The organism is Pseudomonas sp. PDM19, from assembly GCF_014852215.1.
Classification (GTDB): Bacteria; Pseudomonadota; Gammaproteobacteria; order Pseudomonadales; family Pseudomonadaceae; genus Pseudomonas.
This window is the reverse complement of record NZ_JACVBG010000001.1, coordinates 182,320-196,896: the sequence shown is the minus strand read 5'-3', so window position 1 is coordinate 196,896 and position 14,577 is coordinate 182,320. Positions and strand designations below refer to the sequence as shown.

The 14,577-nt window shown below is 64.6% G+C and carries 13 protein-coding genes; 9 read left to right on the top strand and 4 right to left on the bottom strand.

Annotated elements, in window-relative coordinates; all coding sequences use genetic code 11:
- Positions 1-118: 118 nt before the first annotated feature.
- The 3 genes from dnaQ to IB273_RS00890 form a co-directional block, all read right to left on the bottom strand.
- Complete coding sequence (gene dnaQ / locus IB273_RS00900) at positions 119-856, bottom strand: DNA polymerase III subunit epsilon (protein ID WP_151186570.1); 738 nt, start codon at positions 854-856, stop codon at positions 119-121.
- Positions 857-927: 71 nt separating this feature from the next.
- The gene (gene rnhA, locus IB273_RS00895; protein ID WP_024763291.1) at positions 928-1,371 is read right to left on the bottom strand and encodes a ribonuclease HI; all 444 of its coding nucleotides are present in this window, start codon (positions 1,369-1,371) and stop codon (positions 928-930) included.
- An 11-nt stretch (positions 1,372-1,382) separates the two neighbouring features.
- Positions 1,383-2,138, bottom strand: coding sequence for a class I SAM-dependent methyltransferase (locus IB273_RS00890; protein ID WP_151189651.1), 756 nt, complete (start codon positions 2,136-2,138; stop codon positions 1,383-1,385).
- A gap of 89 nt (positions 2,139-2,227) precedes the next feature.
- Here IB273_RS00890 and gloB point away from each other — a divergent pair, with 89 nt between their 5' ends.
- The 8 genes from gloB (at position 2,228) to fabI (ending at position 13,063) form a co-directional block, all read left to right on the top strand.
- The gene (gene gloB, locus IB273_RS00885) at positions 2,228-3,022 is read left to right on the top strand and encodes a hydroxyacylglutathione hydrolase (RefSeq protein WP_192210902.1); all 795 of its coding nucleotides are present in this window, start codon (positions 2,228-2,230) and stop codon (positions 3,020-3,022) included.
- 79 nt (positions 3,023-3,101) lie between these two features.
- The gene (locus IB273_RS00880) at positions 3,102-4,712 is read left to right on the top strand and encodes a LysM peptidoglycan-binding domain-containing protein (protein WP_192222967.1); all 1,611 of its coding nucleotides are present in this window, start codon (positions 3,102-3,104) and stop codon (positions 4,710-4,712) included.
- Positions 4,713-4,828: 116 nt separating this feature from the next.
- Entirely contained in the window at positions 4,829-6,658 is a 1,830-nt protein-coding gene (locus IB273_RS00875) for an extracellular solute-binding protein (RefSeq protein ID WP_192222966.1), read from the top strand.
- On the top strand, positions 6,655-8,520 hold the full coding sequence (locus tag IB273_RS00870; RefSeq protein WP_151186567.1) for an extracellular solute-binding protein: 1,866 nt from the start codon (positions 6,655-6,657) through the stop codon (positions 8,518-8,520). The genes IB273_RS00875 and IB273_RS00870 overlap by 4 nt, the downstream gene beginning before the upstream one ends.
- A complete protein-coding gene (locus tag IB273_RS00865) occupies positions 8,520-9,602 on the top strand; it encodes a microcin C ABC transporter permease YejB (protein WP_081516482.1) in 1,083 nt (360 codons plus the stop codon). Before IB273_RS00870 ends, IB273_RS00865 begins: the two co-directional genes overlap by 1 nt.
- Before the next feature lie 4 nt (positions 9,603-9,606).
- Positions 9,607-10,626, top strand: coding sequence for an ABC transporter permease (locus IB273_RS00860; RefSeq protein WP_081516481.1), 1,020 nt, complete (start codon positions 9,607-9,609; stop codon positions 10,624-10,626).
- Between the two features lies 1 nt (position 10,627).
- Complete coding sequence (locus IB273_RS00855) at positions 10,628-12,238, top strand: ABC transporter ATP-binding protein (protein ID WP_192222965.1); 1,611 nt, start codon at positions 10,628-10,630, stop codon at positions 12,236-12,238.
- 27 nt (positions 12,239-12,265) lie between these two features.
- Complete coding sequence (fabI, locus tag IB273_RS00850) at positions 12,266-13,063, top strand: enoyl-ACP reductase FabI (RefSeq protein WP_192222964.1); 798 nt, start codon at positions 12,266-12,268, stop codon at positions 13,061-13,063.
- Positions 13,064-13,119: 56 nt separating this feature from the next.
- Here the strand turns inward: fabI and IB273_RS00845 are convergent, their stop codons facing one another.
- Positions 13,120-14,175, bottom strand: coding sequence for a fimbrial protein (locus tag IB273_RS00845; RefSeq protein ID WP_192222963.1), 1,056 nt, complete (start codon positions 14,173-14,175; stop codon positions 13,120-13,122).
- 32 nt (positions 14,176-14,207) lie between these two features.
- Between IB273_RS00845 and IB273_RS00840 the strand changes: the two genes are divergently transcribed.
- Positions 14,208-14,540, top strand: coding sequence for a hypothetical protein (locus tag IB273_RS00840; protein ID WP_151186565.1), 333 nt, complete (start codon positions 14,208-14,210; stop codon positions 14,538-14,540).
- Positions 14,541-14,577: the final 37 nt, after the last annotated feature.

Here is a 14,577-nt window from a genome sequence, read left to right as displayed (position 1 = left end):
CCGGCCCTGCCGGCGGATCGCGGGCATGGCCCGCTCCTACAGAAGTCGCATCCGTGCGTTGACCCTCGGAAACGAAAAAGGCCCCTGATAGGGGCCTTTTCTCAGGTGGCGAGAAGGATCACTCCTTCGGCGCTTCCATCTGCGCCCACAGCGCCGGACCACCCGCGGACTTCTCGATCACCGCCAGGCGCGCCACATGCGCCTCGATCTCCGCATCGCTGGCGCGAATCACCCGGGTCAACCCGCGATCTGCCGCCAGGCGACGGATCGCCGAGGCCGTGGCACGGCCGCTGCCGTCACCCTCTGCACCATTGCCAGCCAGCGACAGGCTGGTCTGGCCACCGGTCATCGCCAGGTAGACGTCGGCAAGAATCTCGGCGTCGAGCAATGCGCCGTGCAGGTCACGGCCGGAGTTGTCGACGCCATAGCGCTTGCACAGCGCATCGAGGTTGTTGCGCTGGCCCGGATGGCGCTCGCGGGCCATCAGCAGGGTGTCGAGGATGCCGCAGTAGTCGGCGACGTCCGCACGCTCGGACTGCCCCAGCAGGGCGAACTCGTTGTTGATGAAGCCAACGTCGAACGCCGCGTTGTGGATGATCAGCTGGGCGCCCTTGATGAACTCGAAGAAGTCATCCGCCACTTCGCGGAAGCGCGGCATGTCCTTGACGTATTCATTGGTGATGCCGTGGACCGCGATCGCACCTTCGTCGATCTCGCGGTCGGGCTGCAGGTAGACGTGGAAATGCCGGCCGGTCAGGCGGCGACCGTCGAGTTCGACGCAACCGATCTCGATGATCCGGTGGCCGTCGGTGACCGGCATACCGGTCGTTTCAGTATCGAGTACGACGCTGCGCATTCTGTGTGAAACCTTCTTGCGATTGATGCGCCCGAATGACTTCGGGCGACCTTGATTCTGAGAGCGGACGCTTAGCGCGGCAGCTCGCTCACGCCACGGTTGGCGAGCATGTCGGCGCGCTCATTGCCGGGGTGGCCGGTGTGGCCGCGCACCCAGCGCCATTCGACAGTATGCCGGTTTACCTGCTCATCCAGCGCCTGCCACAGGTCGGCGTTCTTCACCGGCTGCTTGGCGGCGGTCTTCCAGCCGCGCTTCTTCCAGTTGACCATCCACTCGGTGATGCCCTGCATGACGTACTGCGAGTCGGTGACGATACGCACATCGCAATGCCGCTTGAGTGCGGCCAGGGCCATGATGGCGGCCATCAGTTCCATGCGGTTGTTGGTGGTTTCGGCCTCGCCGCCCCACAGTTCGCGCTCGGCGCCCTTGTAGAACAGCACGGCGCCCCAGCCACCCGGTCCCGGGTTGCCCTTGCAGGCGCCGTCGGTGTAGATCTCGACTTTCTCTTCGCTCATTTGGCTCGCTTTCAGGACTCGGAATCGCGGCGACTGACCTTGGCCACCGGCAGCGGCACCAGTTGGCCGCGCGGCTCGCGACGGGGCTGACGCAGGGGCCGCAGACCGACCACCAGCTTGCGCGCCACCAATAGATAGAAGCCGGCGCCGGAGCCCTGCAGGACGGGGCCCCAGGTCTCCATGCGGGCCAGACGGCCCTGCCATTTCGCCGATGCAAGCGGCGGACGATAACACCCGAAGCGGCGTTTCTCCAGCGCGAAGCCCAGCAGGTTGAGCCAGTCGCAGACCCGGTTCGGCGAGATGCAACGGGCGCGGCGCAAGGCATCGCGGGCGAAGTAGTGGCGGATGCCCCAGGCACTCCAGGGATTCACCCCGACCACCAGCAGGTGCCCGCCCGGACGCACGCTGCGCGCGGCTTCGCGCAACAGGCGATGCGGCGACAGGCAGAAATCCAGGCCATGCTGCAGCAACACCACATCAGCGGCATGCTCGCCCAGCGGCCAGGCCGCCTCGTCGCAGGCGATCTCCACGCCGGGCAACGGCGGCCCGAGGCGCACGCCACGCTGGATATTGCCGACGCTGGCCGGCAGCTCCGCATGCGGCCCGTAATGCACCAGGTAGCCGCCGAAATAGCGCTCCAGCTCGTCGATCAGCAACTGCTGTTCTTCGGCGAGCATCATTCCGCCGATCGGCCCGGACAGCCAGTGGCGGGCCTGGTCGATCAGCTCCAGCCAGTCGGCATCGGCCTGGGCGAAGGGTTCTTCGATCATCACTACCCCCTGTGGGACAGCGCGACACAAAAGTGCGTATCCGCACTACTATGCGCCAATGCCCACCACTTGGCGACTTTCCACCCATGATACAGATAGATGCTCTGCCCGCCTTTTCCGACAACTACCTCTGGCTGTTGCAGGATGTGACCCGCCGTGAATGCGCGGTGGTCGATCCGGGTGACGCCGCGCCAGTCGAGCAATGGCTGCAGGCCCATCCCGGCTGGAAGCTGACCGACATCATCATCACCCACCACCATGCCGACCACGTCGGCGGCGTCGCCCGCCTCAAGGCGGAAACCGGCGCCCGCGTGCTGGGCCCGGCCGGAGAGAAGATTCCGGGACGCGACGTGGCGCTGGAAGACGGCGACCGGGTCGAAGTGCTGGGGCTGGGCTTCGAAGTCATCCATGTGCCCGGCCACACCCTCGGCCACATTGCCTATTTCCATGCAACGAACAGCCATGACGATGAAAGCCAGCCACTGCTGTTCTGTGGCGACACCCTGTTCGCCGCCGGTTGCGGCCGCCTGTTCGAAGGCACGCCAGCGCAGATGCATGCCTCGCTGAGCCGGCTGGCCGCCCTGCCCGGCCGCACCGCCGTGTACTGCGCCCACGAATACACCCTGAGCAACCTGCGCTTCGCCTGTGCGGTCGAACCGGAGAATCCGGAGGTCCTCGCGCGCTTCGAAGAGGTCAGCCGCTGGCGCGAACAGGGCCGGATCAGCCTTCCTTCTTCCATTGCCCTAGAAAGGGCTACGAATCCTTTCCTTCGCGTGTCGGAAATATCCGTTAAGAAAGTCGCCGACGAGCGGAGCGGCCAGCAAATCCGCACGCCGGACGAGGTCTTTGCGACCATTCGCCGCTGGAAGGATCAATTCTGAAGGCTGGCGAAATCTTGACCAGGGCAGGCTCGGTTTCTAGAATCGCCGAAATTTTTGCCCCGGACATAGTCATCAGCCAATGCCGCCCAAGACCAGAAAGACCTCCGATCTAGACGCATTGGCACGTGCCATCCGAGTCTCCATCGTCCTCCTCGCAGCGGGTCTGGCGGGTTGCCAGTCGACCCAGCAGACCGCCAGCGACAACCAGGCCCGCAGCGCCTCCCGCGCCGTCGACGTGCAGTTCAATCCAGCCTGGAACCAGGCCCAGAACGATATCTGGGAACGCATGCGTGGCGGCTTCCAGTTGCAGGACCAGCTCAATACCAACCCGCGTATCGAGCGTCAGCGCCTGTGGTTCATGAGCAACCAGTCGTTCCTGGAAAACGCCAGCGAGCGCGGCGCGCCGTACATGCACTACGTCGTCGAGCGCTTGGAAGAGCGCGACATGCCGCTGGAACTGGCGCTGTTGCCGATGATCGAGAGCTCCTACAACCCGATGGCCGTGTCGCGTGCCCAGGCCGTAGGCCTGTGGCAGTTCATCCCGAGCACCGGTACGCACTTCAACCTGCGCCAGACCAACTTCTATGACGGCCGCCGCGACATCACCGCGTCGACCAATGCCGCGCTGACCTACCTGAACCGCCTGCACGACATGTTCAACGGCGACTGGCTGCTCGCGCTGGCCGCCTACAACGCCGGCGAAGGCACTGTCAGCCGCGCGATCGAGCGCAACGAGCGCCTCGGCCTGCCCACCGACTACTGGAACCTGCCGCTGCCGCAGGAAACCCAGGACTACGTGCCCAAGCTGCTGGCCCTGTCGCAACTGGTGAATGCCCCGACTATCTACGGCATCAACCTCAGCCCGATCGCCAACCAGCCCTATTTCACCTCGATCCGCGTCAAGCCGGGCCTGGACCTCTCCCAGGTCGCCGCCGCAGGCGATCTGGACCAGGACGAACTGCAGCAGCTCAACCCCGCCTTCAAGCGTGGCGTGACCCTGGATGGCCCGCACCACCTGCTGGTGCCGCTGGCCAAGGCGGATTCGCTCAAGGCCGGCGTTGCGAACCTGGAGCCGGTACAGGTCAAGCCCCTGGTGGCTTCGAGCAATGGCCATTACCGCGTGCGCAAAGGCGACAGCCTTCACAGCATCGCCCAGCGCTACCGTCTGAGCGTGGCTGAACTCAAGGCCGCCAACCGCCTGAGCGCCAACCGTCTGCGCAATGGCCAGACCCTGGTCATCCCCGGCCAGCCCGGCCGTCCAACCATCGAGCCGGAGAGCCCGCGCCAACTGGCCCAGGTGGAAAGCTCGAAGACCGTCGCCAGCGCCCGCGTCGCTACTCGCAGCTACACCGTGAAGAATGGCGACACCCTGTGGAACATCGCCAAGAAGAACGGCGTCGAGGTCGCGGACCTCAAGCGCTGGAACGGCCTGGACAGCCATGGCGTCAAGCCCGGCCAGACCCTCAAGCTGCAGAGTGCTGCCGCTACCCAGCTGGCCTCCAGCAGCAAGAGCAAGGCCAAGCAGGACACCGCGACCTATTACAAGGTCAAGCGAGGCGACTCGATCTCGATGATCGCCAAGCGCTTCAACGTGGAGACGCAGCACATCCAGCGCTGGAACCCACGCAGCGGCAAAGCCCTGAAGCCCGGCCAGACCCTGACCCTGTACCTCGGCACCGCCAGCCGCTGAGTTTTACCTTGCGCCGGGGCGCACAGCCCCGGCCGCATGTCTTCTGGCAGCCAGGACAAGCTGCTACTGTACGACGCAACTCTCCTTCAGCCAGCCGGGATCGGATCCTACGCCTGATGCGTCGCTTGTCTCTCCTGTTCCTGGGACTCTTCCTGGGCCTCCCCGCCTCCGCCCAGATCACCGAGAGCCACGGCTACGCCCAGTTCGGCGACCTCAAGTACTCGGCCAGTTTCGACCACTTCGACTGGGTCAACCCCAAGGCGCCCAAGGGCGGCCTGCTGCGGCTGATGGGCCTGGGCACCTTCGACACGCTCAACCCCTACACCTTCAAGGGCAGCCCGCCGGTCAGCACCGCGGACTTCCTGCAGTACGGCGTCAGCGAGCTGAACGAGCCGCTGATGGTCGGGACCGGCCTCTACGACCCGTCCGGCGACGAGCCCGCCTCCAGCTACGGCCTGATCGCCCGCAGCGTGGAGTACGCCGAGGACCGCAGCTGGGTGGTGTTCAACCTGCGCCCGGAAGCCCGCTTCCACGACGGCAAGCCGATCACCGCCTACGACGTGGCGTTCTCCTACCGCACCCTGCTCAAGCATGGCCACCCGATGTACCGCACCAACCTGCAGGAAGTGCAGCGGGTCGACATCCTCTCGCCGCAGAGCATCCGCTTCGTCTTCAAGCGCCACGACAACCCGCTGCTGATCCTGCGCCTGGGCGAGATGCCGGTGCTGCCGCAGCACTACTGGAAAGGCCGCGACTTCCAGGCCACCACCTTCGAACCGCCGCTGGGCAGCGGCCCCTACCGAATCACCGAGGTGGTGCCGGGGCGCCGGCTGGTGTTCGAGCGGGTCAAGGACTGGTGGGGCAAGGGCCTGCCGGTGAATCGCGGCAAGTACAACTTCGACCGTGTCGAGGTGGACTTCTACCGTGACGCCGGCATCGCCTTCGAAGCCTTCAAGGCTGGCGAGTTCGATGTCTACGTCGAGCACCAGGCGAAGAACTGGCGCAGCAACTACCGCTTCCCGGCCGTTCGCCGGGGCGAGGTTATGAAGGTGGAAATCCCCCACCAGATTCCCACCCAGACCCAGGCGCTGTTCCTCAACACCCGCCGCGCGACCTTCGCCGATCGCCGCCTGCGCGAGGCGCTGGGGATGATGTTCGACTTCGAATGGACCAACCGCGCGCTGTTCAACGATGCGTACGTGCGCGCCAACAGCTACTACCCCAACAGCACCCTCGCGGCCACCGGCGTACCGCAGGGCCAGGAGTGGCTGCTGCTCTCGCCGTACCGCTCGCAACTGCCCGAAGCGCTGTTCAAGCGCCCCTTCACCGTCCCGGTGACCAAGGGCGCCGGCATCCCGCGGGAAACCCTGCGCCACGCTTTGGGTCTATTGGGCGAAGTCGGCTGGAAGCTCTCCGGCGACCGCCTGCTGGACGCCAACGGCAAGCAGCTGCGCTTCGAGATCCTGCTGGTCAACCCCAGTCTGGAACGCATTCTCCAGCCGTATCGCGAGAACCTCGCCAGCATCGGCATCGATGCGAGCTTGCGCACCGTGGACCGCGCCCAGTACAAACAGCGTCTGGACCAGTTCGACTACGACATGATTCTGATGACCCTGCCCCAGACCCTGAGCCCCGGCCTCGAACAATGGCAGTACTTCCATTCCAGCCAGGTGGCGGTGAAGGGCAGCAAGAACTATGCAGGCATCGCCAACCCCGTGGTGGACGCGATGCTCGAGAAACTCCTCGGCGCCACCAACCGCGACCAGCAGGAAGCCGCGGCGCGCGCCCTGGACCGGGTGCTGCTGTGGCAGCACTACAGCATTCCCAACTGGTACCTGAACAAGCACCGACTGGCGTACCGCAACCGCTTCGCCTTCGTCACCACGCCGCCCTATACGCTGGGTCTGCGAGCCTGGTGGCAAAAAGACCAGGAGAAAACCCTATGAAAAGCCCCCGCCGCGCCGCGCTCTGCGCCGGCCTGTTGCTGGGACTGCTGGGCAGTGCGCAGGCCGCGCCGCAGCACGCCATCACCCTGTATGACGAGGCGCCCAAGTACCCGGCGAACTTCAAGCACTTCGACTTCGTCAATGCCGATGCGCCCAAGGGCGGCACGCTGCGCCTCTCCGACTTCGGCGGCTTCGACAGCCTCAACCCCTTCATCGCCAAGGGCAACTCCGCGCCGCAGATCAACCTGATCTACGACACCCTGACCTTCCACTCCCTCGACGAGCCCTTCACCGAGTACGGCCTGCTCGCCGAGAAGATCGAGAAGGACCCGGAACACCGCTTCGTCCGCTACTACCTGCGCCCCGAGGCGCGCTTCCAGGACGGCACGCCGGTCACTGCCGAAGACGTGGTGTTCACCTTCGAGACGCTGATGAAGGACGGTGACCCGATGTACCGCAACTATTACGCGGACGTCGACAAGGTGGTGGCCGAGGACAAGCTGCGCGTGCGCTTCGACTTCAAGCACGGCGACAACCGCGAGCTGCCGCTGATCCTCGGCCAGCTGTCGATCCTGCCCAAGCACTGGTGGGCCAGCCGCGACTTCAACAAGACCAACATGGAACCGCCACTGGGCAGCGGCCCGTACCGCATCGCCAAGGTCGAGGCCGGCCGTTCGATCCGCTACGAGAAGGTCAAGGACTGGTGGGGCGACAAGCTGCCGGTGAACCGCGGCTTCAACAACTTCGACGCCGTGGTGGTGGAGTCCTATCGCGACCTCACCGTCGCCCTGGAAGCCTTCAAGGCCGGGCAGTTCGACTTCAACGACGAGCGCATCGCGAAGAACTGGGCGACCGCCTACGACTCGCCCGCCGTACGCGACGGCCGCATCGTCCGCGAGGAGCCGGTGAACGGCAACCCGTGGGGCATGCAGGCTTATGCCTTCAACATCCGCCGCCCGGTGTTCCAGGACCCGCGCGTGCGTGAAGCGATCACCAACCTGTTCGACTTCGAGTGGACCAACAAGCAGCTGTTCTTCGGCTCCTACCTGCGTGACGGCAGCTACTTCGAGAACTCCGAGATGGCCGCCAAAGAGCTGCCCGACGCCGAGGAGCTGAAGATTCTCGAGCCGCTGCGCGAAAAGCTGCCGCCAGAGGTCTTCACCCAGGTCTACGTGCCGCCCACCAGCGACGGCAGCGGGATCATCCGCGAGCAGAAGCGCAAGGCCTACCAGTTGCTGCTGGAGGCCGGCTACAAGATCGAGAACGACAAGATGGTCGGCCCCGACGGCAAGCAGCTCAGCTTCGAGTTCATGCTCGCCCAGGCGGACTTCGAGCGCGTGCTGCTGCCCTTCAAGCGCAACCTCGCGGAGCTGGGCATCGACATGCAGCTGCGCCGCGTCGACGTCTCGCAATACATCAACCGCCTGCGCTCGCGCGACTACGACATGATCGTCAGCAGCTGGCCGCAGTCCAGCTCGCCCGGTAACGAACAGCGCGAGTTCTGGCATTCCAGCAGCGCCGACAAGCCCGGTAGTCGCAATTTCATCGGCCTGCGCGATCCAGGCATCGACGCCCTGGTGGAAGGCCTGATCAACGCCGGCTCCCGCGAAAGCCTGGTGCGCCACGCCCGAGCCCTCGACCGCGCGCTGCTCTGGGGCCACTACGTGGTGCCCAACTGGTACCTGGGCAATTGGCGCATCGCCTACTGGAACCGCATCGCCCACCCGGAAAAACTGCCGCCTTACAGCTACGCGCTGCAGACCTGGTGGCAGGCCCGCGACAAGGCCGTACCGACCAAGACGGATGCCAAGGCCGCGAGCGAAACGCCGGCTGACGGCACCGTCGCGCAAGGGACCCACTGATGCTGGCCTACATCCTGCGGCGCCTGCTGCTGATCATCCCCACCCTGTTCGGCATCCTGCTGATCAACTTCATCATCATCCAGGCCGCCCCCGGCGGCCCGGTGGAGCAGATGATCGCCAAGCTGGAAGGCTTCGACGCCGCCAGCGGCGGCGCCACCGGGCGCATTTCCGGCGGCGGTGGTGAAGTCGCCTCCGCCGGCACGCACTACCGCGGCGCCCAGGGCCTGGACCCGGAACTGGTGAAGGAAATCGAGCGCATGTACGGCTTCGACAAGCCGGCGCCCGAGCGCTTCTGGATCATGCTCAAGAACTACGTGCACCTGGACTTCGGCCAGAGCTTCTTCCGCGACGCCAAGGTCACCGACCTGATCGTCGAGAAGTTGCCGGTGTCCATCTCCCTCGGGTTGTGGAGCACATTGATCATGTACCTGGTGTCGATCCCGCTGGGCATCGCCAAGGCGGTGCGCCACGGCAGCCACTTCGACGTCTGGACCAGCTCGGCGATCATCGTCGGCTACGCCATCCCCGCCTTCCTCTTCGCCATCCTGCTGGTGGTGCTGTTCGCCGGCGGCAGCTACTGGGACTGGTTCCCCTTGCGCGGACTGACCTCCAACAACTTCGACGAGCTGACCTGGGGCGGCAAGGTCCGCGACTACTTCTGGCACCTCGCGCTGCCCATCACCGCGCTGGTGATCGGCAACTTCGCCACCATCACCCTGTTGACCAAGAACAGCTTCCTCGACGAGATCGGCAAGCAGTACGTGGTCACCGCCCGCGCCAAGGGCCTGACCGAGCGCCGCGTGCTCTACGGCCACGTGTTCCGCAACGCCATGCTGCTGATCATCGCCGGCCTGCCCTCGGCCCTGCTGGGCATCTTCTTCACCGGCTCGCTGCTGATCGAGGTGATCTTCTCCCTCGACGGCCTGGGCCTGCTCAGCTTCGAGGCAGCGCTGAACCGCGATTACCCGGTGGTGTTCGGCACGCTGTTCATCTTCACCCTGTTCGGCCTGATCATGAAGCTGGTCAGCGACGTCCTCTACACGCTGGTCGATCCGCGCATCGACTTCGAGAACCGGGAGTAATCCGATGCGCCTGTCTCCCATCAATCAGCGCCGCTGGGCGCGCTTCAAGGCCAACAAGCGCGGCTGGTGGTCACTCTGGCTGTTCCTCACGCTGTTCATCCTCAGCCTGGGTGCCGAGCTGATCGCCAACGACAAGCCCCTGGCGATCCGCTACGACGGCGAGTGGTATTTCCCGGTGGTCAAGCGCTACCCGGAAACCGCCTTCGGCGGCGAGTTCCCCATGGAGGCGAACTACAAGAGCCCGTACATGCGCGAACAGATCGCGCAGAAGGACGGCTGGATACTCTGGCCGCCGATCGCCTACAGCTACGACACCATCAACTACGACCTGCGGGTGCCGGCGCCCTCGGCGCCCACCGCGGAGAACTGGCTGGGCACCGACGACCAGGCGCGCGATGTGATGGCGCGGGTGATCTACGGCTTCCGCGTGTCGGTGCTGTTCGCCCTGATCCTCACCGTGCTCAGCTCCATCCTCGGTGTCGCCGTGGGTGCATTGCAGGGTTTCTACGGCGGCTGGATCGACCTGCTCGGCCAGCGCTTCCTGGAAATCTGGTCCGGCCTGCCGGTGCTCTACCTGCTGATCATCCTCGCCAGCTTCGTGCAGCCGGGCTTCTGGTGGCTGCTGGGAATCATGCTGCTGTTCTCCTGGATGAGCCTGGTGGACGTGGTGCGCGCCGAGTTCCTCCGCGGCCGCAACCTGGAATACGTGCGTGCCGCGCGCGCCCTGGGCATGCGCAACGGAGCGATCATGTTCCGCCACATCCTGCCCAACGCGATGATCTCCACCCTGACCTTCATGCCCTTCATCCTCACCGGCGCGATCGGCACCCTGACCTCCCTGGACTTCCTGGGCTTCGGCCTGCCCGCCGGTGCGCCGTCACTGGGCGAGCTGGTCGCCCAGGGCAAGTCCAACCTGCAGGCGCCCTGGCTGGGCATCACCGCCTTCGTTGTGCTGGCCGTGATGCTGAGCCTGCTGGTGTTCATCGGCGAAGCCGCCCGCGATGCCTTCGACCCGAGGAAGTGACATGAACCAGAACGAAAACCTCATCGAAGTCCGCGACCTGTCCGTCGACTTCCTCTGCGGCGACGAACAGGTGCGCGCGGTAGAACACATCAGCTTCGACATCCGCAAGGGCGAGACCCTGGCGCTGGTGGGCGAAAGCGGCTCGGGCAAGTCGGTCACCGCGCATTCCATCCTGCGCCTGCTGCCCTACCCCACCGCCAGCCATCCCTCCGGCAGCATCCAGTACGCTGGCAAGGACCTGCTCAAGCTGCCCGAGCGCAAGTTGCGCGGCATCCGCGGCAACCGCATCGCCATGGTGTTCCAGGAACCCATGACCTCACTGAACCCGCTGCACACCATCGAGAAGCAGATCGGCGAAGTGCTCGCGCTGCACAAGGGCATGAACGGCAATCAGGCCCGTGCCCGTACGCTGGAGCTGCTCGACCTGGTCGGCATCCCCAATCCCACCAGCCGACTCAAGGCCTACCCGCACGAGCTCTCCGGCGGCCAGCGACAACGGGTGATGATCGCCATGGCCCTGGCCTGCGAGCCGGAGCTGCTGATCGCCGACGAACCGACCACGGCGCTGGATGTCACCGTGCAGCTGAAGATCCTCGACCTGCTGCGTGACCTGCAGCAGCGCCTAGGCATGGCCATGCTGCTGATCACCCACGACCTCAACCTGGTGCGGCGCATCGCCCATCGCGTCTGCGTGATGAAACGCGGCTGCATCGTCGAGCAGGCCGATTGCGACACCCTCTTCGCGGCCCCACAGCACCCCTACACGCGCGAATTGCTCGGTGCCGAGCCCAGCGGCAAGCCCGCGCAGAACGAGCCCGGTGCGCCGCTGCTGGAGGTCGACGACCTGCGCGTGTGGTTCCCGATCAAGAAAGGCGTGTTCCGCAAGACCGTCGACCACGTCAAGGCGGTGGACGGCATCGACTTCAGCCTGCCGCGTGGCCAGACCCTGGGCATCGTCGGCGAGAGCGGCTCGGGCAAGTCGACCCTGGGCCTGGCCATCCTCCGGCTGATCAACAGCCAGGGCGGCATCCGCTTCGAGGGCCAGGCCATCGAAAGCATGAACCAGGCGGAAGTCAGGCCGCTACGGCGCGAGATGCAGGTAGTCTTCCAGGACCCGTTCGGCAGTCTCAGCCCACGCATGTCGGTGGGCCAGATCGTTGGCGAAGGCCTGGAAATACATGGCATGGGCACGCCCGAGGAGCGCGAGCAGGCGATCATCGAGGCGCTCAAGGAAGTCGGACTCGACCCCGACACCCGCCACCGCTACCCCCACGAGTTTTCCGGGGGCCAGCGGCAGCGTATCGCCATCGCCCGCGCGCTGGTACTCAAGCCAGCGCTGATCCTGCTGGACGAGCCGACCTCGGCACTGGACCGCACCGTGCAGCGCCAGGTCGTCGAACTGCTGCGCGGGCTGCAGGCCAAGTACAACCTGACCTACCTGTTCATCAGCCACGACCTGGCGGTGGTGAAAGCCCTCAGCCACCAGCTGATGGTGATTCGCCACGGCAAGGTGGTCGAACAGGGCATGGCCGAGGAAGTCTTCGCCGCACCGCGGCATGCCTACACACAGCAACTGCTGGAAGCAGCCTTTATGGTACCGACGCAAGCCTGAGCCAGCAGCAGACAAGGAAGCAATGACATGGGGTTTCTCGCCGGTAAACGCGTACTGATCGTCGGTGTCGCCAGCAAGCTGTCCATCGCCTCCGGCATAGCCGCGGCGATGCACCGCGAAGGCGCCGAGCTCGCCTTCACCTACCAGAACGACAAGCTCAAGGGCCGCGTCGAGGAATTCGCCGCCGGCTGGGGCTCCAGCGCCGAGCTGTGCTTCCCCTGCGACGTGGCCAGCGATGCAGACATCGAAGCCGTGTTCGCCGCACTGGCAAAGCAGTGGGACGGCCTGGACTGCATCGTCCACTCGGTGGGGTTCGCACCGGGCGACCAGCTCGACGGCGACTTCACCGAAGTCACCACCCGCGATGGCTTCCGCATCGCCCACGACATCAGCGCCTACAGCTTCGTCGCCCTGGCCAAGGCCGGCCGCGAACTGATGCAGGGCCGCAACGGCTGCCTGCTGACGCTCTCCTACCTGGGCGCCGAACGCACGATGCCCAACTACAACGTGATGGGCATGGCCAAGGCCAGCCTGGAAGCCGGCGTGCGCTACCTGGCCAGCAGCCTCGGCCCGGAAGGCACCCGGGTCAATGCAATCTCCGCCGGCCCGATCCGCACCCTCGCCGCCTCGGGCATCAAGAGCTTCCGCAAGATGCTCGCCGCCAACGAACGCCAGACGCCGCTGCGGCGCAACGTAACCATCGAGGAAGTCGGCAACGCTGGCGCCTTCCTCTGCTCGGACCTGGCCAGTGGCATCAGCGGCGAGATCCTTTACGTCGACGGTGGCTTCAACACCACCGCCATGGGCCCGCTGGACACGGACTAAGTCTTCCGGACAGGCAACCAAGAAGGCCCCTTTTCAGGGGCCTTTGACTGAGCCCGTCAGTTGTACGCCATCGTCACGGTGGCAATGCTCGCTACGGTTCCAGGCGATACCGTCCCCGTTCTCACGTACCGAACCGACAAGGGAATACTGACGGTCGTTGTGCCGGTCACCGTTGTGACATACCACTGGTTCAGTGTTCCAACGGTGCTGGAGTCCGGGCCGAACCGCACTGCGCTCCCATCAGCCTTGAACACCCGCAGCCCCACCCCCTTGGCGGTCGAGCCGGACGCGAGTGACAACACATCGGTGATGTTACCGGTGTTGTTGGCATCCGAGAGGGTGATGTACATCTTGCTAGCCCCTCCCGTACCGGTGCCCGCCTTGCAGTTGAGGTCGACGCTGAAGTTTGTCGCCTTGCCTGCCGCATCGCCGATCGCCCCGAAAGCCCCCATGGAAATCGGGTCAAGCTTGACGGATTGCGAAAATGCACTGATGGCGCAGGTCGGGTTGGTCGGTTTGATCGGAATCGAACCGCTGATGACGATAGTCGCCAGTTGCTTTCCCTGGCTGGGTACCCACCAGCCCGCGACCTCACCGTTGATAGTGCCACCGTCGGCGATCGGCCCTGTCTTGACAAAGGTGATGGTCAGGTTAGCAGTCGGGTTAACATGGCTTGGATCACCGGGCGTATTGAAATAATAAGGGAATGTGGACTTATTGGAGCCCGTATATTGGAACTTCATTCCGAGGCCGGCGATGCCAGTTGAGTAGATCGCCTGCGCTCCTACCGCTCCTATCTGCGGAGTACTTCCCCGGTGGACCTGCTGCACACCATCACAACCCGTGATGTCGCCTGCAACAGTGCTGAGGGGAACGGACTTGGTAAATAAATCCGTCCCGTCGGGGACGTTGGTATCGATCGCAGCATCGAATCCGGGCAGCGTGAAGGTGAACATTGGCTGTATGGTCGTATCGCAGGCCGCCCATGCGCTGGCAGAAGCAAAGAACGGCAGCAAAGCCAGTAGGCTGACGGAAATCCGAGTCTTGACCGGGGTAACCCGCTGGCGATCCAGATGAATGTGGCAAAGGTTGGCTGTGGAAAACAGCTTCATCCTGGTCTCCTGACCTACGGCTGCAGGTCCATATGCATAAATATTCATGGCGACAGACTGACTGCCTCCTCCTTGATGACGATGAGCGCTGGCCGGCAGCGCCGTTTATTCTGCGTCCTTCCGAGCACAGTCATCTGTCAGCCTGCCCCGCCTTTTTCTCTGAACTTTCCCAAGACCTGGCAAGCACCATCCCGCTGCCGGGGCCGCGTCTCACAAACATCCAGGGAAGAATTACCCACCTCTTCCTAGATAAAAGGAAATCCCCTTCAGGACTGACTGATAACTGGCGTACCGATGAAAAACTCGGGCGAATCGTCCACCCGCCCAATACATCGATAGACCGCCGCAAAAAAGAAGGCCGCTGATGCGGCCTTTTTTGAGGATTGTTAGAGGAAGAGCTCC

Excerpts from the sequence above, each read along its gene's own strand:
- gloB (WP_192210902.1), top strand. The coding sequence starts at position 2,228 with ATGATACAGATAGATGCTCTGCCCGCCTTTTCCGACAACTACCTCTGG.
- rnhA (WP_024763291.1), bottom strand. The coding sequence starts at position 1,371 with ATGAGCGAAGAGAAAGTCGAGATCTACACCGACGGCGCCTGCAAGGGC.
- IB273_RS00870 (WP_151186567.1), top strand. The coding sequence starts at position 6,655 with ATGAAAAGCCCCCGCCGCGCCGCGCTCTGCGCCGGCCTGTTGCTGGGA.
- fabI (WP_192222964.1), top strand. The coding sequence starts at position 12,266 with ATGGGGTTTCTCGCCGGTAAACGCGTACTGATCGTCGGTGTCGCCAGC.
- IB273_RS00865 (WP_081516482.1), top strand. The coding sequence starts at position 8,520 with ATGCTGGCCTACATCCTGCGGCGCCTGCTGCTGATCATCCCCACCCTG.
- dnaQ (WP_151186570.1), bottom strand. The coding sequence starts at position 856 with ATGCGCAGCGTCGTACTCGATACTGAAACGACCGGTATGCCGGTCACC.
- IB273_RS00860 (WP_081516481.1), top strand. The coding sequence starts at position 9,607 with ATGCGCCTGTCTCCCATCAATCAGCGCCGCTGGGCGCGCTTCAAGGCC.
- IB273_RS00880 (WP_192222967.1), top strand. The coding sequence starts at position 3,102 with ATGCCGCCCAAGACCAGAAAGACCTCCGATCTAGACGCATTGGCACGT.
- IB273_RS00840 (WP_151186565.1), top strand. The coding sequence starts at position 14,208 with ATGCATAAATATTCATGGCGACAGACTGACTGCCTCCTCCTTGATGAC.
- IB273_RS00855 (WP_192222965.1), top strand. The coding sequence starts at position 10,628 with ATGAACCAGAACGAAAACCTCATCGAAGTCCGCGACCTGTCCGTCGAC.
- IB273_RS00875 (WP_192222966.1), top strand. The coding sequence starts at position 4,829 with ATGCGTCGCTTGTCTCTCCTGTTCCTGGGACTCTTCCTGGGCCTCCCC.
- IB273_RS00845 (WP_192222963.1), bottom strand. The coding sequence starts at position 14,175 with ATGAAGCTGTTTTCCACAGCCAACCTTTGCCACATTCATCTGGATCGC.